At 68.6% G+C, this 26,935-nt stretch carries 5 protein-coding genes; all 5 read left to right on the top strand.

Features of this window, described 5'->3' with window-relative positions:
* Positions 1-2: 2 nt before the first annotated feature.
* A complete protein-coding gene (locus J2W36_RS19865; RefSeq protein ID WP_307691492.1) occupies positions 3-6,515 on the top strand; it encodes a non-ribosomal peptide synthetase in 6,513 nt (2,170 codons plus the stop codon).
* Positions 6,515-16,333: a non-ribosomal peptide synthetase gene (locus tag J2W36_RS19870; RefSeq protein WP_307691493.1), complete on the top strand. Its 9,819-nt coding sequence runs from the start codon at positions 6,515-6,517 to the stop codon at positions 16,331-16,333. The genes J2W36_RS19865 and J2W36_RS19870 overlap by 1 nt, the downstream gene beginning before the upstream one ends.
* Complete coding sequence (locus tag J2W36_RS19875) at positions 16,333-22,161, top strand: non-ribosomal peptide synthetase (RefSeq protein WP_307691494.1); 5,829 nt, start codon at positions 16,333-16,335, stop codon at positions 22,159-22,161. The genes J2W36_RS19870 and J2W36_RS19875 overlap by 1 nt, the downstream gene beginning before the upstream one ends.
* Positions 22,162-22,171: 10 nt before the next feature.
* Positions 22,172-25,312: a non-ribosomal peptide synthetase gene (locus J2W36_RS19880; RefSeq protein WP_307691495.1), complete on the top strand. Its 3,141-nt coding sequence runs from the start codon at positions 22,172-22,174 to the stop codon at positions 25,310-25,312.
* Between the two features lie 88 nt (positions 25,313-25,400).
* Positions 25,401-26,935, top strand: a 1,535-nt coding sequence (locus tag J2W36_RS19885) for a condensation domain-containing protein (RefSeq protein ID WP_307691496.1), incomplete at its 3' end; no start/stop codon positions are given.

Raw genomic sequence — 26,935 nt, forward strand, 5'->3', positions numbered from 1 at the left:
CCATGTCCGACATCCAAGACATCTCCACGCGCCGTGCCAACCTGACGGCCGAACAGCGTGCCAGGTTGGCGCAGCGTCTGCGCGGCGCGGGCGGCGCAGATCGCGCCGAGCGGTCCTCGATTGCGCGGCGCCCGGCGGGCGAACGCATCGCGTTGTCCTTCGCACAGCAGCGGCAGTGGTTTCTCTGGAAGCTGGATCCGGCGGGCACCGCCTACCACCTGAGCGGCGGCCTCTTGCTCGATGGCCACCTGGACGCCGAGTCGCTTCGCGCCAGCGTGCAGGCTCTGGTCGATCGCCATGAATCGCTGCGCACCGTCTTCCGCGAGGCCGATGACGGCGCGTTGGAACAGGTCGTCCAGGACACGGCCGACATCGCGCTGCCCTGCATCGACCTGAGCGCGCAGGCCGGCCCGGCATGCGAGGCCGCGATCCGGCAGGAGGTGCAGCGAATCCGCACCGAAACCTTCGACCTCACGCGCGGCCCATTGATGCGCGCGGTGCTGCTGCGCACCGGCGCGCAGAGCCACCAGCTGCTGGTCGTGATGCACCACATCGTGTCGGACGGCTGGTCGGTCCAGCTCATCCTCGACGAGCTGGCAGTGCAGTACGGGGCGCGCGTGCAGGGCCAGGTGCCGGTGCATGCCGAGCTGCCGATCCAGTACGCCGACTACGCCCGCTGGCAGAGTCAGTGGCTGGCCAAGGGCGAGGGCGAGCGCCAGCTCCACTGGTGGCGTGGTCACCTGGGCACGGAGCAGCCGGTGATCTCGCTGCACACCGATCACCCACGCAAGGCCGATGGTCGCTATCGTGCGGCGCACCACACCTTCGCGCTGCCCGTCGATACCGTGGAGCGCTTGCGGCAGCAGGCGCAAGGGCAGGGCGCGACCTTGTTCATGGCGCTGCTCGCCGGCTTCAACGCGCTGCTGTTCCGCCACACGGCGCAGACGGATGTGCGCGTCGGCGTACCCATTGCCAACCGCAACCGCGCCGAAACGGCAGGGGTCGTCGGCTTCTTCGTCAACACCCAGGTGCTGCGCTCGCGGATCGATGCCCGCATGACGTTGGCCGATTTGCTGGTGCAAACCCGCGACACCGCCATCGGCGCGCAGACCCACCAGGACCTGCCTTTCGAGCAACTGGTCGGCGCGCTGCAAACCGAGCGCAGTCTGAGCGGCAACCCGCTGTTCCAGGTGATGTTCAACCATCTGCGCCGCGACCATCGTTCGCTGGCCGCGTGGCCGGGCGTTGCCGTGCAGCGGCTGGACTTCGAGGAAGAGGGCGCGCAGTTCGAGCTGACCTTGCAGACGCTCGAACTCGAGGACGGCCGGGTCGACGCGACCATCCTCTATGCGTCGGAGCTGTTCGACGTGCAGACCATCGAGCGCATGGCCGGCCACTACCTGGCCGTACTGGAGACGTTGGCAAGTGAACCGCAGCGGGCAGTGAGCGACATCGCGCTGCTCGGAAAGGCCGAGAGCGCGCAGCTTGCGTCGTGGAGCGAGAACACGCGCAGGCACGAAGGCGCGCAGCCGGTGCATTGCCAGATCGAGTCGCACGCACGGCAAACGCCCGAGGCCACCGCGCTGCTGTTTGCTCAAGAGGTCGTGAGCTACGGCGAACTCAACGCTCGGGCGAACCGGCTGGCGCACCGCCTGATCGCGCTGGGTGTGAAGCCCGAGGCTCTTGTGGGCATCGCGGTCGACCGCTCGGTCGAAATGATGGTGGGCATCCTCGCCATCCTCAAGGCCGGCGGCGCCTACGTGCCGCTGGACCCCGAGTACCCGGCGGACCGGTTGGCCTACATGGTGGCCGACAGCGGGCTGTCGCTGCTGCTCACCCAGCGCCATCTGCGGCCACTGCTGCCAGCCGACGAAGCCCTGCGCGTGCTCGAACTCGACACCCTGGACGTCAGCGGCGAATCTGTGCTCGACCCCCAGGTCGCGCTGCACGGCGAACACCTGGCTTATGTCATCTACACCTCTGGCTCCACCGGCAAGCCCAAGGGCGCGGCCATCCGCCACGACGCCCTGTACAGCTGCATGGCCTGGATGCAGGAGACCTACCGCCTCACCGAGGCCGACACCGTGCTGCACAAGGCGCCGTTCGGCTTTGACGTCTCGTGCTGGGAGATGTTCTGGCCGCTGACCACCGGTGTGCGGCTGGTCATCGCCAACCCTGGCGACCACCGCGATCCCGAGCGGCTGGTGCAACTGATCCAGCGCCACCAGATCACCACGCTGAACTTCGTGCCCTCGATGCTGCAGGCCTTCCTCGCGCACGAGGGCATCGAAGCCACGACGCGGCTGCGCTACATCATCGTCGGCGGAGAGGCCATGCCCGCGGCCACGCAGCGAGAAGCCCTGCAGCGCCTGAAGGGTGCTTCGCTGCAGAACCTGTACGGCCCGACCGAGACCACCATCCACGTCACGCAGTGGCGCTGCCGCGACGACGGGCTCAGCCAGGTGCCGATCGGCCGGCCGATCAGCGACACGCAGGCGTACGTGCTGGATGCGCAGCTCAACGAGGTACCCGCGGGCGTGGCGGGCGAGCTGTACCTGGGTGGCGTCAACCTGGCGCGGGGTTATCTGAACCGTGCGGCGCTGACGTCGGAGCGCTTTATCGCGGCCAGGGATGGTCAGCGGCTGTACCGCACGGGCGACTTGGTGCGCTGGAACGCGGAGGGTCAGCTGGAGTACCTGGGGCGCATCGACCATCAGGTGAAGGTGCGGGGCTTTCGCATCGAGCTGGGAGAGATCGAGGCGCAGTTGCTGGCGCAGGCCGAGGTGCGTGAGGCGGTGGTGGTGGCCGACGAAGGTCCCTCGGGCGCACGGCTGGTGGGCTATGTCTCGGCGCATGCGGGCCAGGAGATCGATGTGAGCGCGCTGCGCGGACGGCTGGGCCGGCTGCTGCCTGACTACATGGTGCCGGCGACGCTGGTGGTGCTGCAAGGTCTGCCGCTGAACGCGAACGGCAAGGTCGATCGCAAGGCACTGCCGGCGGCGGAGTTCACGAGCGAGCGTGCGTACGAGGCGCCCGAGGATGAGGTCGAGGGGAAGCTCGCGGCCATCTGGGCCGACGTGCTGGGCGTGGCGCGCGTGGGACGCAACGACAACTTCTTCGAACTCGGCGGCGATTCCATCCTCAGCTTGAAGGTGGTGGCCCGCGCCCACCGACAGGGCATCCGGATGAGCCCGCGTGAGGTGTTCGAACACCAGAGGCTGGCGTCGATCGCCGCCGCGATCCGAGGTGATGATGCCGCGGACGTCCCGTCGATTCCGGCGCTGTCGGCGTCGCAACGCGGGCAAGGCCTTGCGTTGTCCCATGCGCAGATGCGCCAGTGGTTCCTGTGGCAGCTCGATCCTCAAAGCACGGCCTACCACATCAGCGGCGCTTTGCGGCTCAACGGCGTGCTGGACGCGAACGCGCTGCGCGCAAGCCTGGACGATCTGGTGCAGCGCCACGAATCGCTGCGCACCGTGTTTCGCGCCGATGCTTCGGGCCTCGCCGAGCAACTGATCTGCGCAACCGGTGGCATCGATTTCTCCCTGATCAATCTGCTTGCCGTCGCCGACGGCGACGAGCGCGAATTGCGCGCGAAGCAGGAAGCCCGCCGTCTCAGCGATACGCCCTTCGACCTGGGGAAAGGCCCATTGCTGCGTGTGGGCCTGATTCGCCTGGCCGCCGAGGCGCATGTGCTGGTCGTGGTGATGCATCACATCGTGTCCGACGGCTGGTCGATGCAGATCATCGTCGACGAGCTCGTGGCGCGCTACCGTGCGCGCGTGCTGGGCCAGGCGTCGGACCTGCAGCCCCTGTCGCTGCAATATGCGGACTACGCGGCCTGGCAGCGCGCCTGGCTCGAAGCCGGAGAGAAGGAACGACAACTGGCCTACTGGAAGGCCCATGTCGGCACCGACCAGCCCGTGCTGCAACTGCCCACCGACCACGCGCGGCGCGCGGACGGACGCTACAGTGCCGTGCGTCACGGCTTCACCTTGCCCGACGGCCTCGTCAAGCGCCTGCATGGGCGCGCACAGGCCCAGGGCGCGACGCTGTTCATGGCCCTGCTCGCGGGCTTCCAGGTGCTGCTCAGCCGCTACACGGGCCAGTCGGACGTCCGCTTGGGCGTCCCGGTGGCCAACCGCCATCGGGCAGAGGTCGAAGGCGTCATCGGCTTCTTCGTCAATACGCAGGTGCTGTGCGGCGTGGTGGACGGGCGCTCAACGCTGTCTCAGGTGCTGGCGCAGGCCCGCGACACGGCGCTGGGTGCGCAGGCGCACCAGGACCTGCCGTTCGAGCAGCTTGTCGAAGCGCTGCAACCGGACCGCAGCCTGAGCGCGAGCCCGTTGTTTCAGGTGATGTTCAACCACCAGCGCGGCGATTTCCGTGCGCTGCAAGACTTGCCCGGCCTCGTGCTGACGGACTACGAACTCGAGGCGCAGGCCGCCCAGTTCGAACTCGCGCTGGACACCAGCGAGGACATGGATGGCCGGGTCCAGGCGAGCTTGCGCTATGCGTCCGAACTGTTCGACGCACCGACGATGGAGCGCATGGCGGCTCACTACCTTGCGGTGCTGCAGGCGCTGGCGGATGCGCCGCAGCAGGCCGTGGGCGACGTGATGCTGCTGGGCGAGGCCGAGCAGGCGCGGCTGGTGGCGTGGAGCGAGCAGGTGCCGCGCGCAGCGGACACGGGGCCGGTGCATCGCCGGATCGAACGGCAAGCCAGGGCGCGGCCAGAGGCCCCTGCGCTGGCGTTCGATGGCGAAATGCTCAGCTACGGCGAACTCAATGCGCGCGCGAACCGCCTGGCCCACCATCTGATCGCTTTGGGCGTGAGGCCTGAGACGAAGGTGGGCGTTGCGGTGGAGCGCTCCATCGAGATGGTCGTGGGTCTGCTGGGCATCCTGAAGGCCGGGGGCGCCTATGTACCACTGGACCCGGAGTACCCGGCGGACCGTCTGGCCTACATGGTGGCCGACAGCGGTGTGACGCTGCTGCTGACACAGAGCCACCTGGGCGCGCGGATCCCCGGCGCCGAAGGGCTGCAGGTGCTGTCGCTCGACACCTTGGACACGGGTAGCGAATCCGACGCCGACCCGCAGGTCGCGTTGAGCGGCGAGAATCTCGCCTACGTCATCTACACCTCCGGCTCCACCGGAAGGCCCAAGGGCGCGCAGCTGTGCCATCGCAATGTGACGCGGCTGCTCGACGCGACCGAGTCGTGGTTCCACTTCGGACCCGAGGACGTGTGGACGATGTTCCACTCCTATGCCTTCGACTTCTCCGTGTGGGAAGTCTTCGGTGCGCTGTGCACCGGCGGCAAGATGGTCATCGTGCCGTTCTGGGTCAGCCGCTCGCCCGAGGACTTCCTGCAACTGCTGCAGGCGCAGAAGGTGACTGTGCTCAACCAGACGCCTTCGGCGTTCGGTCAGCTGGCCAGCCTGCCGCAGACCTATCAGGAGCGGCTGGCGCTGCGCGTGGTGATTTTCGGCGGCGAGGCACTGGACCCGCAGCGACTTCGCCAGTGGATCGAGCACCACGGTGACGAGAGCCCGCAACTGGTCAACATGTACGGCATCACCGAGACGACGGTGCATGTGACCTACCGGCGGATCACGGCCGCCGACATCGGCAGGCCGCGCAGTCCCGTCGGCGTGGCCATTGCGGACCTGGGCATGCGCGTGCTCGATGCGCAGCTGAACCTGGTGCCGATCGGCGTGGCTGGTGAACTGCATGTGTCGGGCGAAGGCTTGGCAAGGGGCTACCTGAACCGGGCGGCTCTGACGGCCGAGCGCTTCGTGGCCGATCCGTTCGACGACAAGGGCGGACGGCTGTATCGCACGGGGGACCTGGTGCGCTGGAACGCCGATGGGCAGCTGGAATACCTGGGTCGCATCGACCATCAGGTGAAGGTGCGGGGCTTTCGCATCGAGCTGGGGGAGATCGAGGCGCAGTTGCTCGCACAAGCCGAAGTGCGCGAAGCGGCTGTGGTGGCCAACGAAGGCCCTGCGGGCGCGAGTCTGGTGGGGTACGTGTCGGCGCATGCCGGCCATGCGATCGACATCGCCGAACTGAAGGCCAAGTTGGGCCAGGCGCTGCCCGACTACATGATGCCCTCGTCAATCGTGGTACTCGACGGGTTGCCGCTGAACGCGAACGGCAAGGTGGACCGCAAGGCATTGCCGGCGGCGGAGTTCACGAGCGAGCGAGCATACGAAGCGCCCGAAGGCCAGGTGGAGGAGAAGCTGGCCGCGATCTGGGCCGAGGTGCTGGGCGTGGCGCGCGTGGGCCGCAACGACAACTTCTTCGAACTCGGTGGTCATTCGCTGCTGGTCGTTCAGTTCGTGGTCCGCGTGCAGGGTGTCGCCCGCGGCCAACTCACGATCCGAGACGTCTTCCAGCACCCGACGCTGGTTGCACAAGCGGCGCTGCTGGCGGGCACGCACCAGGAGGGCGCCACCGACCAGGCGCTTTCGGAAATCGATTCACTGCTTGACAGCATGGAGGCTGTTTGATGGAAACAACCGCGACCCGTCGCATTGCAGAGCGCTTCTCTCGGTTGCCCACCGAACAGCGTCGTGTCGTGTATCAGGGTATTCGTTCGAAGGGACTGACGCTCGACCAGTTTCCGATCCTGGCCCGCGAGAGCGAGAACCCGGGCCGCTGCCGTGTTTCCTATGCGCAGTTGCGCCAGTGGTTCCTGTGGCAGCTCGACCCGACGAGCACGGCCTATCACATCAGCGATGCCTTGCAGCTCAGCGGCGCGCTGGACGTGGATGCGGTGCGCGCGAGCTTTGAAGCGTTGGTCGCGCGCCATGAGTCGCTGCGCACGGTATTCCGCGCGGACGCCGACGGGCTCGCCGAACAGGTGATCGGCGAGGGCGGCACGTTTGACTTCTCGCTGGTGGACCTGAGCCTGGCCGATGCCAGCCAGCGCGATGCGATGGCGCGCGAAGCGGCGCAGCGCATCGGCGGCACGCCCTTCGACCTGACGCAGGGCCCGCTGCTGCGCGTGGGCTTGATTCGTCTCGCGCCCGAAACGCATGTGCTCATGCTGGTGATGCACCACATCGTGTCGGATGGCTGGTCGTTGCAGATCATCGTGGACGAGTTCGTAGCGCAGTACCGTGCCCGCGTGCGGGGCGAGGCGGTGGTGCTGGCGCCGTTGCCGATCCAGTACGCCGACTATGCGGTGTGGCAGCGGCACTGGCTGGAGGCCGGCGAACAGGACCGCCAGCTCGCTTACTGGAAGACGCAGCTTGGCGAGACACAGCCCGTGCTGCAGTTGCCGCTGGCACGGCTGCGCAGGACCGATGCCCGCTACAACGCCGTCGCCCATCGGGTCGAGCTGCCTGCGTTGCTGGTCCAGGGCCTGCAGAAGCAGGCGCTGGACCAGGGCGTCACGCTGTTCATGGTGCTGCTGGCCGGCTTCCAGGCGCTGCTCGGCCGCTACAGCGGCCAGGAAGACATCCGCGTGGGTGTGCCGATCGCGAACCGCCACCGCGCGGAGACCGAGAGCGTCATCGGCTTCTTCGTCAATACCCAGGTGCTGCGCAGCGTGGCGGATGAGCGCACCAGCCTGTCCCAACTGCTGGCACAGGTCCGTGAAGCGTCGCTGGGTGCGCAGATGCACCAGGACCTGCCGTTCGAGCAATTGGTCGAGGCCCTGCAGCCCGAGCGCATCGCCGGCATTCATCCGCTGTTCCAGGTGATGTTCAATCACCAGCGCAGCGATTTCTCGGGGTTGAAAGGGCTTTCGGGCCTCACGCTCGAGCCCTACGACCTGGGCGGGCAGGCCGCGCAGTTCGAGCTGATGTTGCTCACAGACGAAAGCCCCGACGGCCGGCTGCATGCGAAGTTCAGCTACGCGGCGGAACTGTTCGATGCCTCGACCATCGCTCGCATGGCAACGCACTACTTGGCCGTGCTGCAGGCGTTGGCGGACCGCCCGGAACAGGAACTCGGCGCGATCGCGTTGCTGGGCGAAGCCGAGCGCGCCCAACTCGCGGCGTGGGGCACAAATCCGCAAGGCCATGCCGATGCGACACCGGTGCATCGCCTGATCGAGCAGCAGGTGTCGCGGCATCCCGATGCCGAGGCGCTGGTTTTCGGAGAGCAGGCGCTGAGCTACGGCGAGCTCAATGCGCGCGCGAACCGCCTGGCCCACCATCTGATCGCCTTGGGCGTGAAGCCCGAGACCAAGGTCGGCATCGCGGTGGAGCGTTCCATCGAGATGGTCGTGGGCCTGCTGGCCATCCTGAAGGCTGGCGGTGCCTATGTGCCGCTGGACCCGGAGTACCCGGCGGACCGGCTGGCCTACATGGTGGCCGACAGCGGCACCGCGCTGCTGCTCACGCAAAGCCACCTGAGCGTGCCCGGGCTCGACGGGCTGCAGGTGCTGTCGCTCGACACGCTGGCGCTCGACGCCCAGCCCGCGCACGACCCGCAGATCGCGCTGCACGGCGAGAACCTTGCCTACGTCATCTATACCTCTGGCTCCACCGGCCGCCCCAAGGGCGCGGCCAACCGGCACCGTGCGCTGCACAACCGGCTGGCCTGGATGCAGGCCGCCTATGGCCTGGACAGCGGCGACACCGTGCTGCAGAAGACGCCGTTCAGCTTCGACGTGTCGGTGTGGGAGTTTTTCTGGCCCCTGATGACCGGCGCGCGATTGGTGCTGGCCCAACCGGGCGACCACCGCGATCCGTCGCGACTGGTGGCGCTGATCCGCGAGCATCGCGTCAGCACGCTGCACTTCGTGCCGTCGATGCTGCTGGCCTTCCTCGCGCACGAAGGCGTCGAGGCCTGTGAGAGCCTGGAACGCATCGTCTGCAGCGGCGAGGCCCTGCCGGCCGAAGCGCAGAACGCGGTGTTCCAGCGGCTGCCGCGTGCGCGCCTGTACAACCTCTACGGCCCGACCGAAGCGGCGATCGACGTGACGCATTGGCAGTGCCGCGCGGATGGCCGCAGCCAGGTGCCGATCGGCCGCCCCATCGACGGTCTCAAGACCTGCGTGCTCGATGCCGCACTGGGCCTCGTGCCCGAGGGCGTGGTCGGCGAGCTGTACCTGGGGGGTGTCGGCCTGGCGCGCGGCTACCTCGATCGCGCGGGGCTGACGGCCGAGCGCTTCGTGGCCGATCCGTTCGACGAGCGGGGAGGCCGGCTGTACCGCACGGGGGACCTGGTGCGCTGGAACAGCGAAGGGCAACTGGAGTACCTGGGGCGCATCGACCACCAGGTGAAGGTGCGGGGCTTTCGCATCGAGCTGGGGGAGATCGAGGCGCAGTTGCTCGCACAAGTTGAAGTGCGCGAAGCGGTGGTGGTGGCCAACGAAGGCCCGGCCGGTGCGCGCCTGGTGGCCTATGTGTCGGCAAACACCGGTCATGCGATCGATGTCGCCGAACTGAAGAGCAGTTTGGGAGCGGCACTGCCCGACTACATGGTGCCCTCGGCGATCGTGGTGCTCGAAGGCCTGCCGCTGAATGCCAACGGCAAGGTGGACCGCAAGGCGTTGCCGGCAGCGGAGTTCACGAGCGAGCGCGCGTACGAGGCGCCCGAGGGCGAGGTCGAGGAGAAGCTTGCCGCGATCTGGGCCGAGATGCTTGGCGTACCTCGTGTGGGCCGCAACGACAACTTCTTCGAACTGGGCGGCCACTCGCTGCTGGCGCTGCGGCTGATGGAGCGCATGCGCGCCCAGGGCTGGACGACGCAGGTGCGCACGCTGTTCCAGCAGCCCGAACTGGGTGTCTTCGCACAGGCGCTGGCGGTGGAGCCTGTGCGCCGCGAAGTGGTGGTGCCGCCCAACGACATTCCGGCGGATTGCCAAGCGATCCAACCGGAGATGCTGACGTTGGTGGACCTGGATGCGCGGCAGATCGCGCGCATCGAGGCGGCGGTGCCTGGCGGCGCGGCCAACATCCAGGACATCTACCCGCTGGTGCCGATGCAGGAGGGCATGCTGTTCCATCACCTGCTGCAGGCCGAGGGCGATGCTTACGTCACCGAGCATGGAATGAGCTTCGACAGCCGCGAGCGACTGGAGCGCTTCATCGCGAGCTTCAACGAGGTGATCGCGCGCCACGACATCCTGCGCACGGCCGTGCTGTGGGAAGAGCTCGAAGAGCCGGTGCAGGTGGTGTATCGCAAGGCCGAACTCGCCCTGCAATGGCTGGACATTCCCGAAGACCCGCAGGGACTCGACGCGCTGGGTCGGCTCAACGCCTTCGCGGGGCTGGACCACCATCGCATCGACGTGCGCAAGGCGCCGATGCTCAAGGCGACGGCGGTTCGCGATGTGCCCCACGGGCGCTGGCTGCTGCAGGTGCTCAGCCATCATCTGATCGACGACAACACCACGCTGCGGATGATCGGCGAGGAAATCGCGCAGATCCAGCAGGGCCAGGCGCAGGCGCTGCCCGAACCCGTGCCCTTCCGGCGCTTCGTGGCGCAGGCCAGGCTGGGCGTGAGCCAGGCCGAGCACGAGGCCTTCTTCCGCCAGATGCTGGGCGACGTGCAGGAGCCGACGGCGCCCTTCGAACTGCTCGACGTACAGGGCAACGGCGACGAAATCGACGAGGTCAGGCTGTCCCTGGACAGTGGCTTCGCGCGAGAGCTGAGGCGACAGGCGCAGCGCCATGGCGTGAGCGCAGCGTCGCTGTTCCACCTGGCCTGGGCCCTGGTGCTGGCCCGCACGACGGGCCGGCAGGACGTGGTCTTCGGCACGGTGCTGTTCGGCCGCATGAGTGGCGATGCCCATGCCGAACGGGCCATCGGCATGTTCGTCAACACGCTGCCGCTGCGCGTGCGCGTGGATGCGCAGGGCGTCTCGCAATGCCTGCGCCAGACGCACGCCGCCCTGAGTGCGTTGATGTACCACGAGCACGCGAGCCTGGCGTTGGCGCAGCGCTGCAGTGCGCTGCCGGTCGCCACGCCGCTGTTCTCGGCGTTGCTCAACTACCGTCACGTTCCGCAGCGCGACGAGGCGGCGGAATCGGGTGCCCTGCATGGCATGGCGATGCTGAGCGAGAAGGAGCGCACCAACTTCCCGTTCACGATGTCGGTCAATGACCAGGGCGATGCCTTCGTGCTGATCGCGCAGGTCATCCGGCGCATCGAAGCGCGGCGCGTCTGCGGCCTGATGGAGGCCGCAGTGCGCGGCATCGTCGAGGCGTTGGCCACGCATCCCGCGCGCACGATCTGCAGCATCGAGTTGCTGGATGCCGCCGAGCGCGGCCAGCTGGCTGCGTGGGGCGATAACGAACACGCGCATGCCGACGTGCAGCCGGTGCACTGGCTGATCGAGCAGCGTGCGGCAACGAGCCCTGACGCACAGGCGCTGGTGTTCGGCGACAAGAGCCTGAGCTACACAGAGCTGAACGCCCGCGCGAACCGTCTGGCGCACCACCTGATCGGCCTGGGCGTGCGGCCCGACACGAAGGTCGGCATCGCGGTGGAGCGTTCCATCGAGATGGTGGTGGGCCTGCTGGGCATCCTGAAGGCTGGCGGCGCGTACGTGCCGCTGGACCCCGAATACCCCGCCGAGCGGCTGGCGTACATGCTGTCCGACAGCGGCATCGCGCTGCTGCTGACCCAGGGCTACCTGGTGGCGTCGCTGCCCGTGGGCGACGGCGTGCCACACGTCGAGATACTGGCGCTCGACAGCCTGGACACCAGCGCGCAGCCCGGCACCGATCCCCAGGTGGCGCTGCACGGCGAGCACCTGGCTTATGTCATCTACACCTCCGGCTCCACCGGCCGGCCCAAGGGCGCGGCCAACCGACACCGGTCGCTGTTCAACCGGCTGGCCTGGATGCAGCAGGCCTACGAACTGGACAGCAGCGACACCGTGCTGCAGAAGACGCCGTTCAGCTTCGACGTGTCGGTGTGGGAGTTCTTCTGGCCCCTGATGACCGGCGCGCGATTGGTGCTGGCCCAACCGGGCGACCACCGCGATCCCGAGCGGCTGGTGGCGCTGATCCGCGAGCACCGCGTCAGTACGCTGCACTTCGTGCCGTCGATGCTGCAGGCCTTCCTCGCGCACGATGGTGTGGAGGCCTGCCGCAGCATCACGCGCATCGTGTGCAGCGGCGAGGCCTTGCCGGCCGAGGCGCAAAACGCCGTGTTCCGCCGGCTGCCGCAGGCAAAGCTGTACAACCTGTATGGCCCGACCGAAGCGGCCATCGACGTCACGCACTGGACCTGCCGCGATGACGGCCGCGGCCAGGTGCCCATCGGCCAGCCGATTGCCGGCATCCGCACCTGCGCGCTCGACGCCGCACTGAACCTCGTGCCCGAGGGCGTGGCCGGCGAGCTGTACCTGGGGGGTGTCGGCCTGGCGCGCGGCTACCTCGGCCGCGCGGGGCTGACGGCCGAGCGCTTCGTGGCGGCGGACAAGGGCGAGCGGCTGTACCGTACGGGGGACCTTGTGCGCTGGAACAGCGAAGGTCAGCTGGAGTACCTGGGTCGCATCGACCACCAGGTGAAGGTGCGGGGCTTTCGCATCGAGCTGGGGGAGATCGAGGCGCAACTGCTGGCGCAGCCGGAGGTGAGGGAGGCGGTGGTGGTGGCCAACGAGGGCCCCACGGGCGCAAGGCTGGTGGGCTATGTCAGCGCGCACGCGGACCAGGAGATCGACACGGTCGTGCTCAAGCAAAGGCTGGGCGAGGCGTTGCCAGAGTACATGGTACCCAGCGCGTTCGTCGTGCTGCCGGACCTGCCGCTGAACGCGAACGGCAAGGTGGACCGCAAGGCGTTTCCGGCGCCCGAGTTCGTGAGCGAGAGCGCCTACGAAGCGCCCGAGGGCGGTGCCGAGGAGAAGCTGGCCGCGATCTGGGCCGAGGTGCTGGGCGTGGAGCGCGTGGGGCGCAACGACAACTTCTTCGAGCTCGGCGGGCATTCACTGCTGGCGCTGCGCTTGCTGGAGCGGCTGCGCGCGCAGGGCTGGACCACGCAGGTGCGCGCCTTGTTCCAGCAACCGAAGCTGGCCGACTTCGCGCAGGCCCTGGCGGTGGAGCCGGTGCAGCGCGAGGTGGTGGTGCCGCCCAACGGGATTCCCGACGGTTGCGATGCGATCCGGCCGGAGATGGTCACGCTGATGCAGCTGGACGAGCGCCAGATCGCGCACATCGAGGCGGCCGTGCCTGGTGGTGCGGCCAACATCCAGGACATCTACCCGCTGGTGCCGATGCAGGAGGGGATGCTGTTCCACCACCTGCTGCAGGCCGAAGGCGATGCCTACATCACCCTCAACGCCCTGAGCTTCGAAAGCCGAGAGCGGCTCGAACGCTTCATCGCGAGCTTCAACCAGGTGATTGCGCGGCACGACATCCTGCGCACCGCGGTGCTGTGGGAAGAGCTCACCGAGCCAGTGCAGTTGGTGCAGCGGCACGCCGAACTCGCGCTGGAGTGGCTGGAAGATGTGCCGCGCGGACAGGACGTGCTCGCACGGCTCGACGCTTTCGTCGATCCGGCGCACCACCGCATCGACGTGCGCAAGGCGCCGATGCTGCGCGCGGTGGCGGCCCACGATGCGCCCAACGGGCGCTGGCTGTTGCAGATCCCGCAGCACCACATGGTGGTCGACCACACGACGCTGGAACTGATCGTCCAGGAGATCGCGCTGATTCAGCAAGGCCGTGCCGATGCCCTGCCGCTGGCCGTGCCGTTCCGCCGGTTCGTCGGCCAGGCCCGACTCGGCATGGGAAGTGCCGAGCAAGAGGATTTCTTCCGCCAGATGCTGGGCGACGTGCAGGAGCCAACCGCGCCGTTCAACCTGATGGATGTGCAGGGCGATGGCACCCGGGTGCGCCAGTCGCGCCTCGTGCTCGATGTCGAACTGGCCCGGCAGGTGCGACGCCAGGCGCAGCGCCACGGCGTGAGCGCCGCGACGCTGTTCCACCTGGCCTGGGCCGTGGTGGTGAGCCGCACTGCAGGCAAGGACGATGTGGTGTTCGGCACCGTGCTGCTGGGCCGCATGCAGGGCGGCGACAACGCCGAGCGCGCGCTGGGCATGTTCATCAACACGCTGCCGCTGCGCGCGAAGCTGGGCCCACGCAGCGTGGCCCAGTGCCTGCGCGAGATGCAGCAGAGCCTGACCGGGCTGATGCACCACGAGCACGCCAGCCTGTCGCTGGCGCAGCGCGCGAGCGGCCTGCCCGAGCGGACGCCGCTTTTCACCGCGCTGCTGAACTACCGCTACAGCGTGCCGGCGGATGCATCGCAGGAGGCCGCCTGGGAAGGCATGGAAATCCTCGATCGCCATGAGCGCACGAACTATCCCTTCGACATGTCGGTGGACGACATGGGTGAAGGCTTCGCGCTGGAGGCCCAGGTCGACGAGTCGCTGGACCCGGCACGCGTGTGCGCGTTGATGCGCGCAGCCACCGAGGCGATCGTGCAGGCACTGGCGGTTCGGCCGGACCAGCGGATCTGCGAGATTGATGTGCTGCCGCCGGACGAAAAGCGCCAGCTGTCTGCGTGGAGCGAGAGCGGGCCGGAGTCTGCAGGTGGGCTGTCGCTGCATGCGCTGATCGAGCAGCATGCGAGCGCGAATCCAAGCACTCCTGCATTGGTCTACGGTGAGCAGAGCCTGAGCTATGGCGAACTCGATGCTTGGGCCAACCGGCTGGCGCACCGGCTGATCGCGCTGGGCGTGAAGCCCGAGCACCGCGTGGGCATCGCGGTGGAACGCTCCATCGGGATGGTGGTGGGGATCCTGGCGATCCTGAAGGCCGGCGGCGCGTACGTGCCGCTGGACCCGGAGTACCCGGCGGACCGGCTGGCGTACATGGTGCAGGACAGCGGCATCTCGCTGCTGCTGACGCAAAGCCAGGTGCGCGATCGCCTGCCGCTGGAAGCGGCCCGGTCCGTGCAGGTGCTGGAACTGGACACGCTCGATGTATCGAGCGAGCCCGCCACCCGCCCCGGCGTTGCCGTGCACGGCGAACACCTGGCCTACGTGATCTACACCTCCGGTTCCACTGGCCGTCCGAAGGGCGCGCAGCTGTGCCACCGCAACGTGACGCGCCTGCTCGAAGCCACGGACGACTGGTTCCGCTTCGGTCCCGAAGACACCTGGACGATGTTCCACTCCTACGCCTTCGACTTCTCGGTGTGGGAGATCTTCGGGGCGCTGTGCACTGGCGGCAAGCTGGTGGTGGTGCCGTTCTGGGTCAGCCGCTCGCCGGCGGACTTCCTGCAGCTGCTGCGCGCGCAGAAGGTGACGGTGCTCAACCAGACCCCGTCCGCGTTCGGCCAGTTGATCGGCCTGCCGCAGGTGTACGACGAGCCGCTGGCGCTGCGCACCGTGATCTTCGGCGGCGAGGCGCTCGATCCGCAGCGGCTGCGGCAATGGATCGCGCACCATGGCGATGAACGGCCGCACCTGGTCAACATGTACGGCATCACCGAGACCACTGTGCACGTGACCTACCGGCGCATCACCGCGGTGGACCTGGCACAGCAGCGCAGTCCGGTGGGCGTGGCGATTCCGGACCTGGGTCTGCAGGTGCTCGATGCGCAGTTGAACCCGATGCCCATCGGCGTGGCCGGCGAGTTGTTCGTCGCGGGCCAGGGCCTGGCGCGCGGCTACCTCGGCCGAGCGGGTCTGACGGCGGAGCGCTTCGTGGCGGCGGACGAGGGCGAGCGGCTGTACCGCACGGGGGACCTTGTGCGCTGGAACAGCGAAGGTCAGCTGGAGTACCTGGGTCGCATCGACCACCAGGTGAAGGTGCGGGGCTTTCGCATCGAGCTGGGGGAGATCGAGGCGCAACTGCTGGCGCAGCCGGAGGTGAGGGAGGCGGTGGTGGTGGCCAACGAGGGCCCGACGGGCGCAAGGCTGGTGGGCTATGTCAGCGCGCACGCGGACCAGGAGATCGACACGGTCGTGCTCAAGCGAAGGTTGGGCGAGGCCTTGCCCGACTACATGGTGCCCAGCGTGCTGGTGGTGCTGGGGACGCTGCCGCTGACCTCGAACGGCAAGGTCGATCGCAAGGCGCTGCCGGCGCCCGAGTTCGCGGGCAGCGGAGCCTACGAAGCGCCCGAGGGCGGTGCCGAGGAGAAGCTGGCCGCGATCTGGGCCGAGGTGCTGGGCGTGGCGCGCGTGGGGCGCAACGACAACTTCTTCGAGCTCGGCGGCCATTCCCTGGCGGTGCTGCAGGTGCAGACCCGCACGCAGGTCGAGTTCGGGGTGCAGTTGCCGCTGCGCACCTATTTCGAGAAGCCCACGCTGGCCGCCATCGGCGAGGCCGTGCGCGAGGCGGGCACGGGCAGTGCCGGCGAGGAAACGATGGCGCTGGACCAGATGGCGAGCCTGCTGGAAGCAATGGAGGGTTAATGGAACAGAAAAAATACGAGATCGCGGAGCGCTTCGCGCGCCTTCCGGCCGACAAGCAGAAGGTCTTCCTGGCCCTGCTGGCCCAGCAGAAAATCGATTTCGGGCGCCTGCCGATCGTCAAGGCACAACCGCAGGCCCGCAGCACGTTGTCGTATGTGCAGGCCCGGCAATGGTTCCTGTGGCAGCTTGATCCGCAGAGCTCGGCTTATCACATCAGCGGTGCGCTCACGCTCACCGGCGCCTTGAACGTGCAGGCGCTGCGCGAGAGCTTCGAGGCCCTGGTGGCGCGCCATGAATCGCTGCGCACGGTGTTCCGCGTCGATGCGGACGCCCGCGTCGAGCAGGTGGTGCGCGACCATGGCGAGCTCGATTTCTTGCTGATCGATCTGGGCGGGCCCGGCGACGCCCGGCCCGGCTGCATGGACGCCCGCGTGACTGAGGCCGCGCGCAGCATCGCCAACACGCCCTTTGACCTGGCGCAAGGCCCGTTGCTGCGCGTGGGGCTGATCTGCCTCGCGGCCGACGTTCATGTGCTGATGCTGGTGATGCACCACATCGTCTCGGACGGCTGGTCGCTGCGCATCGCGATGAGCGAGTTCACCGCGCAGTACCGCGCGCGCATGCAGGGTGAAGCCACGCCGTTGCAACCGCTGCCGATCCAGTACGCCGACTACGCCGTGTGGCAGCGCAACTGGATGGAGGCTGGCGAACAGGCGCGCCAGTTCGCCTATTGGGTGGCCCACGTGGGCAGCGCCCGGCCGGTTCTGCAACTGCCGACCGACCGGCCGCGGCGCACCGACGGGCGCTACGGCGTGGCGCACCATGCGCTGGTGCTGCCCGAAGATCTGGCCAAGGCACTGCACAAGAGCGCGAACGCGCGGGGCGCCACGCTGTTCATGGCGCTGCTCGCGGGCTACCAGGCGTTGCTGCACCGCTATACGGGGCAGCACGACATTCGCGTCGGCGTGCCCATCGCCAACCGGCACCGGCCCGAGACCGAAGGTGTCATTGGCTTCTTCGCCAACACCCAGGTGCTGTGCGCATCGCTGGACGACCGCATGCCGCTCGCGCAGCTGCTGGCGCAGACCCGCGAAGCTGCACTGGGCGCGCAGATGCACCAGGACCTGCCTTTCGAGCAACTGGTCGAGGCGCTGCAACCCGAGCGCATTCTCGGCACCAATCCGCTGTTCCAGGTGCTGTTCAATCACCAGCGCAGCGGCTTCGCGGTGCTGCAGGGACTGCCCGGCCTGACGCTGGAAGAGCGCGCGCTGGACGGCCAGGCCGCGCAGCTCGAACTGGCGCTCGAGACGGTCGAAGACGAGGCCGGCCGCGTTCACGTGAGCCTGCGCTATGCGGCCGAGCTGTTCGATGCCACGACCATCGAGCGCATGGCCGGCCACTACCTCGCGCTGTTGCGCGCGCTGGCCGATCGCCCCGAACAGGCCGTGGGCGACGTGGCGCTGCTGAGCCGCGACGAGCTCGCGCAACTGGCGGTATGGGGATCGAACCCTCAGGTCTGGCCCGACACGACGGCGGTGCCGCACCTGATCGCGCGGCAGGCCGCGGAGCGGCCCGATGCGGTCGCGCTGGTCTTCGGTGACGAGCAGCTCAGCTACGGCGAACTCAATGCGCGCGCGAACCGCCTTGCGCACCGCCTCATCGCGCTGGGCGTGAAGCCCGAGATGAAGGTGGGCATTGCCGTTGAGCGCTCCGTCGAGATGATGGTCGGTCTGCTGGGCATCCTGAAGGCCGGCGGCGCCTATGTGCCGCTGGACCCCGAATACCCGGTTGAACGCCTCGCGTTCATGGTCGAGGCCAGCGGCATCGGACTGCTGCTTGCGCAGCGCCATCAGGCGGCGCTGGTGCAGCGCCTGGCGGCTGGTACGCACAAGCCAACGGTCCTGCTGGTGGATGCGCCGGAAACGAACGCCGGGCCCGACACCGATCCGCAGGTCGAACTGCATCCCGAGAACCTGGCCTATGTGATCTACACCTCGGGCTCCACCGGCAAGCCCAAGGGCGTGATGGTGCGCCATGGTGCATGGAGTCACCTGATGGCGAGCATGCGCGTCACGCCGGGCATGAGCGCGGACGACGCGCTGGTGGCGGTGAGCTCGCTCTCGTTCGACATGGCGTCGCTCGAACTCTATCTGCCGCTGGTGTGCGGTGCCCGCATTGTGCTGGGTGCACGCGGCGTGGCACGCGACGGCGAGGCGCTGGGCCGCCTGCTGCGCACGAGCGGAGTGATCGGCGCGACGGTGCTGCAGTCCACGCCCGCGGGATGGCGCCTGCTGGAGACCGACCTGCGCGCCAACGGCCTGCCGCCCCGGCTCAAGGCCCTGTGCGGTGGCGAGGCCCTGCACCCCGATCTCTCGCAGAGCCTGCAAGCGCTGGGCATCGAGCTGTGGAACATGTACGGACCGACCGAGGCCACCGTTTGGTCCACCGGCGACCGCGTGGACGGCGCTGCGTTGAAGTTCGGCAGCGCCGTCCCCGGTACGCAATTGCACGTGCTCGACGGTTCGCTCAGCCCGACGCCGCACGGTGTCGCGGGCGAGCTGTATCTGGGCGGCGTGGGGCTGGCGCGCGGCTACCTCGCGCACCCCACATTGTCGGCCGAGCGCTTCGTCGCGAATCCCTTTGACGGCGGCCGCGGCGGACGGCTCTACCGCACCGGCGATATGGTGCGCTGGCGCGGCGACGGCCAGCTCGAATACCTGGGCCGCACGGACCATCAGGTCAAGGTGCGGGGTTTCCGCATCGAACTCGGCGAAATCGAGGCCCAGCTGCTGGCGCAACCCGAGGTGCGCGAGGCCGTGGTGGTGGCCGTGGAAGGCGCCGCCGGCGCGCGGCTGGTGGGCTATGTGTCGGCTGAGGAAGGCCGTTCCATCGACACCGCGCGGCTCAAGGACGCGCTCGACCAGGCGCTGCCTGACTACATGGTGCCGGGTGTGCTCATGGTGCTGGAGGCGCTGCCGCTGAACCCGAACGGCAAGGTCGACCGCAAGGCGCTGCCGCAGCCCGAGCTGGCGCCGGTCATGGCCTTCGAGCCGCCCGAAGGCGACTTCGAGCAGCAACTCGCGGCCATCTGGGCCGAGGTGCTGGGCGTGGCGCGCGTGGGCCGCAACGACAACTTCTTCGAGATCGGCGGCCACTCGCTGCTGGCGGCGCAGGTGGCGTCGCGGGTGCGCGTCGCGCTGGATGTCGCGCTGCCGCTGCGCTGGATCTTCGAGCATCCGGTGTTGCGCGCGCTTGCTGCCCATCTGCGCGAGGCGCAGGCATCGGGGCAGGGCGCCGCGCAGGACGGCGGTGCCCGCTTGCCCGCGCTGCAGCCAGTGCCGCGCACCGCGACCATGCGGCTGTCGCCGACGCAGCAGCGCCTGTGGCTGGTGGACCGCCTGTTCGCCGCGTCGGACAAGGCCGGCCGCGCCGCCTACAACGTGAGCGCCGCGCTGCGGCTTCGTGGCGAGCTGGACATCGACGCAGTGCGTGCCACGCTCGACGCGATCGTGCGCCGGCAGGAGGCGCTGCGCACGAGCTTTCCCGAGAACGACGACGGCGATCCGGTGGCGTACATCGTTCCCGAGGCTGAGAGCGGGCTTGACGTGCCATTGCACGACCTCTCGGGCTTGGCTGGCGACCAACAGGCCGAAGCCTTGCGGGAGGCCCTCACCGCGCATTCGCGCATGGCCTTCGACCTGGCCCGCGGCCCGGTCTTCGCCGCCGCGCTGCTGCGGCTTGCACCGCAAGAGCACATGCTGCTCCTGTGCGTGCACCACATCGCCTTCGACGGTTGGTCGGAGGCGGTGTTCGTGCGCGAATTCATCGCCTTCTACACGGCGCTGCGAGAAGGCCGCGATGTCGGCGGGGCGGGGTTGCTGCCGCTCGCGGTGCAGTACGCCGACTATGCCGAGTGGCAGCACCGCAAGCTCGCGGTACGGTACGACACGCAGGCCGCGTTCTGGCGAGGCTACCTCGAGGGCGCGCCGGCCGTGTCCACGCTGCCGCCCGATATCGCGCGGCCAAGGGTCGCGTCGACCGCGGGCGACAGCGTCAACCTCGCGCTGCCGAAGGCGCTGGGAGAGGCGCTTGGCGAACTGGCGCGCGCGCACGGCACCTCGCTGTACACGCTGCTGCTGGCCGTGTTCCTGCTGGTGCTGCACCGGCAGTCGGGCGCGGACGACGTGGTGGTCGGCGCCGACGTCGCCGGCCGCGACCATCCCGATCTCGAGCCGCTGATCGGCTTCTTCGTCGGCGTGGTGCCGCTGCGCACGCGCCTGGCGGCCGCCACCGGCTTTGCGCAATGGCTCGCGCAGGTCCGGGAAAGCACGCTCTCGGCCTTCGAGCACCAGGACCTGTCTTTCGAGCAGGTGGTCGAACTCTCGGGTGTCGCGCGCAGTCAGCAGCACAGCCCGCTGGTGCAGGTGCTGTTCGTCATGCAGAACATGCCGGGCAAGCGCTTCGAGATTCCGGGCGTCACGCTCGAGAGCGTCCCGCCGTCCACGATCGCCTCCAAGTTCGACCTGGCCGTCTTCGTCAGCGAAGGCGAGACCGAGTTCATCGTCAACTGGGTCTATGCCATCAGCCTGTATCGGCGCGAGACGATCGAACGGGCATCCGCCGCATGGCGCGATCTTCTGCAGCAGGTAGCCCTGTCGCCATCCCACGCGCTGGAGAGTTTTTTAAGTTCACCCTCTTTGGAACCCAGGACTACCATGTCTTCCCCATCACCCGCGCTGGGCAAACTGCAGAAGCTGAAGAAAATCGCCGGCAAGGACCGCAGCGCCGCGGCCGCCTCGCCCCGCTCGCCGATCCGCCTGTCCTTCCTGTCGGACGCGCGCGAATTTCCGTTGATCATCGAAGCGGTCGACAGCGGCCTGGACGCGCTGGCCTGGGCCCGTGAGCAGCGCGATTTCATCGAGGAGAAGCTGCGTCGGCACGGCGGCATCCTGCTGCGCAACTTCGGCCTGGAGACCCCGCAGGACTTCGAGGCCCTGGCCGAGATCATCGAGCCCGAGCTGTACGGAAGCTACGGCGACCTGCCTAAGAAGGAGGGCGGCAAGAAGACCTATCGCTCGACGCCGTACCCCGAGCGCCAGATGATCCTGTACCACAACGAGAGCTCGCACATGGACCGATGGCCGCGCAAGCAGTGGTTCTTCTGCGAGCTGCCGTCGCCGGTGGGTGGCGCCACGCCAATCGTCGACTGCCGCGAGATGCTGCGCCGGCTGCCCGCGGAACTGGTGGAAGAGTTCGATCGCAAGGAACTGCTGTATGTGCGCACCTTCGTGCCGCACTTCGATGTGAGCTGGCAGTCGTTCTACAAGACCGAAAGCCGCGCCGAGGTCGAGGCCCGCCTGGCGAGTGCAGGCATCGCGTGGCGCTGGCTCGACGAGGACACGCTGCAGACCCGCACCCGCTGCCCGGCCGTGATCGTGCATCCGGTGACGCGCGAGCGCGTGTTTTTCAACCAGGTCCAGCTGCACCACCCGAGCTGCCTCGAGGCGGATGTGCGCGAAGACCTGCTGGGCGTGGTCGGCACCGACCGCCTGCCGCGCAACGTCTTCTTCGGCGACGGCTCGGTCATCGCCGACGAGACCATGGCCGTCATCGGCCGGGTCTACGAGGAATGCGCGGTGCGCTTCGACTGGCGTCGCGGCGACGTGGCGATGATCGACAACATGCTGGCTGCGCATGCGCGCGATCCGTACGAAGGGCCGCGCAAGATCGTGGTGGCCATGGGCGCGATGTGGGACCGCGCGTCGCTGTCCGCGTCCGAGAACGAAGCCGATGCGCGCGACACGGCGCTGCTGGCCGTTGAATCCTGAGGAACAGACCATGGCTGTCGTTTTCGAAACCCCCGTTCCCGCTGCCGTTCCCAGCGCCGCCACGACGCTGCCGCTGAGCCCCGAGCAGCGCGCCATCGCGACCATGCCGCAAGCCAGGCACGGCGATGCCGTCGCGGCGCTGACGCTCGTTGCCGTGATCGATGGTCCACTGGACGCCGTGCGCCTGCGAGCCGCGGTCCAGGCGGCTGCGCAGGCGCATGAGTCGCTGCGCTCTGCGGTCCTGCAGGTGCCAGGTTTGCGTGGCCTGCGGCAGCAGTTGCTTGATGCGGCGCCGATGCTCGACTGGTGTGCCGCCGATGCGCGCGATGCGGCGCTGGCCGACTGGCTTGAAGCCTTTGCGCGCGAGCCGTTCGACATCGCGCAGGGCCGCGTGTTGCGCGCCGCGCTGCTGGAAGGCGATGACCAACGGCACCGGCTCGTGCTTGCGGTCAGTGCATTGGCGGCTGACCGCGCCAGCCTGCTCAATCTGCTCGACGAGATCGCGGTGCGCTACCGCGGCGAAGAGGCTGCCGCCGATGAGGAAGAGGTCTTCCAGTACGGCCAGTTCGTGGAATGGCGGCAGGATCTCGAAGGTGGCGACGAGGCGCGGCACGGGCGTGCCTACTGGAGTGCGTATGCCGGCGATGCGGCCGACTTGCAGGCACCCCGCCTGGGCGTGCGACGCGACGGTCCGGCCGCGCAGGCCGCGCAGGCCGCGCAGGTGCTGGCCATCCAGCGCGTCGGCGATGCAGGGGTGCTCGCTGCGCTCGATCGCGCGGCGTCGGCGGCTGACCTGTCGCCGCAGACCGTGCTGCAGGCCGCGTGGTGGCTGCTCGTTGGTCGCCTGACTGAAGGCCGTGCCTTCGTCGGCGGCTGGCAGCACGACTGCCGGCAGGACTACGAAGTCATGCAGGGCTCGGTCGGCGTGTTCGAGAAGATCCTTCCCATCGCCGTGCAGATCGCACCCGAGCAAAGCTTCGCGGACTGGGCCGTCCGCCTGGGCGGCGTGCTGGCCGCGCATGCCGAAGCGCAGGAATACTGGGCGATCGATGCACCGCCGATGACTTCGCAACTGGAGGTCGGCTTCGCGTTCCACGAGCGGCGCGCGGACCGCGGCTGGCGCGTGGATGCCGCGCCGGGCCCGCAGCCTTGCTTCGAGCTCGCGCTGCAGGTGGAGCGCGGCGCCGATGAACTGACGCTCTCGCTGCATGGCGATGCAGCGCGCTATTCGGCGGCGGCGGCACAGCGCCTGCTGATGCAGTTCCGCACCTTGCTCGACGCCGGACTGGCGCAGCCCGGCGAGCCGGTCTCGGCTTTGCCGCTGGTGGGCGCGCAGGAGCGCGAGTTGCTGCTGGCGCAGCATGGCGCGGCCCTCGACGTCGGCGTGCTGTCGTTGTCGGCACAGGTCGGCTGCTGGGCCGAGGTGTCGCCCGATGCGCCCGCGCTCGAGGCCGGCGAATTGCGCTTGAGCTACCGCGACTTCGATGAACGCATCAACCGCATGGCGCACTGGCTCGCCGGCCGCGGCGTGAAGCCGGGCACGCTGGTGGCCCTGAGCCTGCCGCGCTCGGCCGGGTTGCTGGTGGCGATGCTGGCCAGCTGGCGCATCGGCGCGGGCTACCTGCCGATGGACCCCGAATGGCCCGCCGCGCGCCGCGATGCGGTGGTCTCGGATGCGAAGCCGTCGCTGGTGCTGGAGATCGCGCCGGACGATGCCGAACTCGGTGCCTTCCCCGCCAGCCTGCCGGCGCACGAGGCGTCGGCCCACGACCTGGCCTATGTGCTCTACACCTCGGGCTCGACCGGCCAGCCCAAGGGCGTTGTGATCGCGCAGGGACAACTGCACAACTATGTGGCTGCCGCATCGGCCGCCATGCAACTCGGCCGCTGCCGCCGCTGGGCGCTCACCAGCTCGGTGGTCGCCGACCTGGGCAACACCGCGCTGTTCGCCGCCTTCTTCAATGGCGCCTGCCTCGTGGTGGCCGGGCCGGACGATACCCGCGACGCGCGCGCCTTCGCGGGCTTCATGCGCCGGTGCGAGATCGATGCGCTGAAGATGGTGCCCTCGCACCTGGAGGCGTTGCTGGAGGACGAGGCGCCGGTGCTGCCCGCCACGCTGGTGCTCGGCGGCGAAGCCACGCCCCGTGCACTGGTCGAGCGGCTGCAACGGCTGGCGCCCGCCTGTGCCATCTACAACCACTATGGTCCCACCGAGACGACCGTGGGGGTGATGGTGCACCGCGTGTCGGCGGACGACGCCGCATCGGCGGTGCTGCCGCTCACGCAGGTGCTGGGCAACAACCGGGTGTACGTGTTCGACGCCGCGCTGGTGCCAGTGCCCGCCGGCGTGCTCGGCGCGGTCTACGTGGGCGGTGCGCAGGTCTGCTGCGGCTACCTGAACGGCGACGCGGGCGAGGCCTTCGTCGACGATCCGCTGCGGCCGGGCGAGCGTCTCTACCGCACCGGCGACCTTGCGCATGTGCTGCCCGAAGGCGGCTTACGGCTGGCCGGGCGCGCGGATCATCAGGTCAAGATACGGGGCTTTCGCGTCGAGCCGGCCGAGGTCGAGGCGGTGTTGTTGGCGCAGCCCGGCGTGCGGCAGGCCGCGGTGCTGGCCGTGCCTTCGAACGATGGCGGCGTGCAGCTTCAGGCCTTCGCGGTCGGCGGCGAGGAAGACGGTGCGGCCCTGGTCGCGCGGCTCGGTGCGCTGCTGCCGGCCCACATGGTGCCGGCGCGCTGCACGATGCTCGCGGAATTCCCGCGGCTGCCGAACGGAAAAATCGACCGCCTCGCATTGCTGCCGCTGGCCGAGGGCCAGGTCCCGCCAACATCAACACCATCGGTCGCGCCGCGCGATGCACTCGAGTTCGTGCTTGCGCTGAGCATGGCCAAGCTGCTGCAGCGCGAAGACATCGGTGTGGAGGACGACTTCTTCGAACTCGGCGGCCATTCGCTGCTGGTGATCAAGCTGGTCGCGCGCATCCGCAAGCTGCTGCACATCGAGGTTGCGCCGGGTGTGGTGTTCGACCATTCGAGTGCTGGGGCGTTGGCGCAGGCGTTGCGCTCGGCGCAGGGCGACAACGCGGCCGCTCTCGAACAGCTGGAGCAACTGGCGCAGTCGCACCGCGACGCGGCGGGCGCAACGGCTTGAAGAAAAGGGCGGACGCAACGCATTGTGCCGCCGCAAATAAAACGACGAGGCGATCGGGCAAGGGCCCGACATACAAGGCAGGAAATCGATGAGCAGCATCCAGATGGCGACGAACCCGGCATGGGACGATGACGATGAAATTCTTTCGCGGGTCGCTGAGGGCGACGAGGTGCCGCTGTCGTACGCCCAGGAACAGATGTGGTTCCTGCAGAGTCTCGAGCCGGGGCTGACGGCCTACAACCTGCCGCGCACCTTCCGGCTGCGCGGCCCCATCGACGCCGATGCACTGGAGCGCGCGTTCCAGGCGCTGGTCGAGCGCCATGCGATCCTGCGCACGCGCTTCTTCGAACGCGACGGTGTGGCGCTGCAGACGGTGCAGGCGAAGGCGGATTTCAAGCTCGAATGCGTCGACCTGTCGCAGCACACCGGGCAGGAGCGCACCGCCGCACTCGACGCGCTGGTGCACCGCACCACGCAGCATGTGTTCGACCTGGGCACCGCACCGGCGCTGGTCGCGCGGCTGGCCCGGCTCGGCAACGACGAGCATGTGCTGACGGTCTGCCTGCACCACATCGTGTCGGACGCCTGGTCCAACCCGATCCTGGCGGGCGACCTCGGCGCGGCCTACGAACAGGCGCTGCGCACACCGGGCGCCGTGCACCTGCCGCCGTTGCGGGTGCAGTACGCCGACTACGCGCTGTGGCAGCGCGAGCGGGTGCACGCCGACGACCTCGCGCGCCAGCTGTACTACTGGAACAAGCACCTGGGCGACGAAGTGCCGGTGCTCGACCTTCCGACCGACGCCGAGCGTCCGGCGCGCCAGACCTTCAGCGGCGCGCTGCATGGCTTTGCGCTGGACACCGAACTCGCCATTGCGTTGCAGAAGTTCTGCCGCGCGGAGAAGTGCACGCCCTTCGTGGTGCTGCTCGCGGCCTGGCAGATGGTGCTGGGCCGCTTCAGCGGCCAGAACGACTTTGCCATCGGCGTGCCCAACGCCGGGCGCCATCGCGACGAAGTGCGCGACCTCATGGGGTTCTTCATCACCACGCAGGTGTTCCGGGCCCGGCTCGCGCCCGGGCGGACCCTGCGCGAAATCTGCCGGCAGGTGCGCGCCGATGCAATGAGCGCGCTGCAGCATGCGGACCTGCCGTTCGAGGTGCTGCTGGCCAGCCGCAAGGTGCATCGCGATGCGGCGCGCAGCCCGCTGTTCCAGGTGATGTTCGGCGTGCAGATGGCCGATGGATCGGTCGACGTTGCCTTTGACGGCACGCGCGCCGAGCTGGTCGCAGCCGAGCATTCGACGGCGAAGTTCGAGCTCTCGCTGGATTTCCAGATCGACGCCCAGGGGGCGTACGCGCAGCTCGAATACAACACCGACCTGTTCGCTCCGGCCACCGCGGTGCGGCTGGCGAAGAGCTATATGCAGCTGCTCGAGATGCTGACCACGCAGCCCGATCGCCTGTTCGCGAGCGTCGACTTGTCGGACCATGCCCAGCGCGCGCAGCTTGCGGCGTGGGGCACAAACGCGTTGTCATACGATGGAGGTGAGCCGGTGCACGCGTTGATAGGCCGGCAGGTGGCGCTTCGCGCGGATGCGCCGGCGCTGGTGTACGGGGAGGAGTC

The sequence above is a fragment of the Variovorax ginsengisoli genome, from assembly GCF_030811835.1.
Lineage (GTDB): Bacteria > Pseudomonadota > Gammaproteobacteria > Burkholderiales > Burkholderiaceae_C > Variovorax > Variovorax ginsengisoli_C.

What these genes read in the sequence shown, in the direction of transcription:
- J2W36_RS19865 (WP_307691492.1), top strand. Translation starts at nt 3, where the DNA reads ATGTCCGACATCCAAGACATCTCCACGCGCCGTGCCAACCTGACGGCC.
- J2W36_RS19875 (WP_307691494.1), top strand. Translation starts at nt 16,333, where the DNA reads ATGGAACAGAAAAAATACGAGATCGCGGAGCGCTTCGCGCGCCTTCCG.
- J2W36_RS19880 (WP_307691495.1), top strand. Translation starts at nt 22,172, where the DNA reads ATGGCTGTCGTTTTCGAAACCCCCGTTCCCGCTGCCGTTCCCAGCGCC.
- J2W36_RS19870 (WP_307691493.1), top strand. Translation starts at nt 6,515, where the DNA reads ATGGAAACAACCGCGACCCGTCGCATTGCAGAGCGCTTCTCTCGGTTG.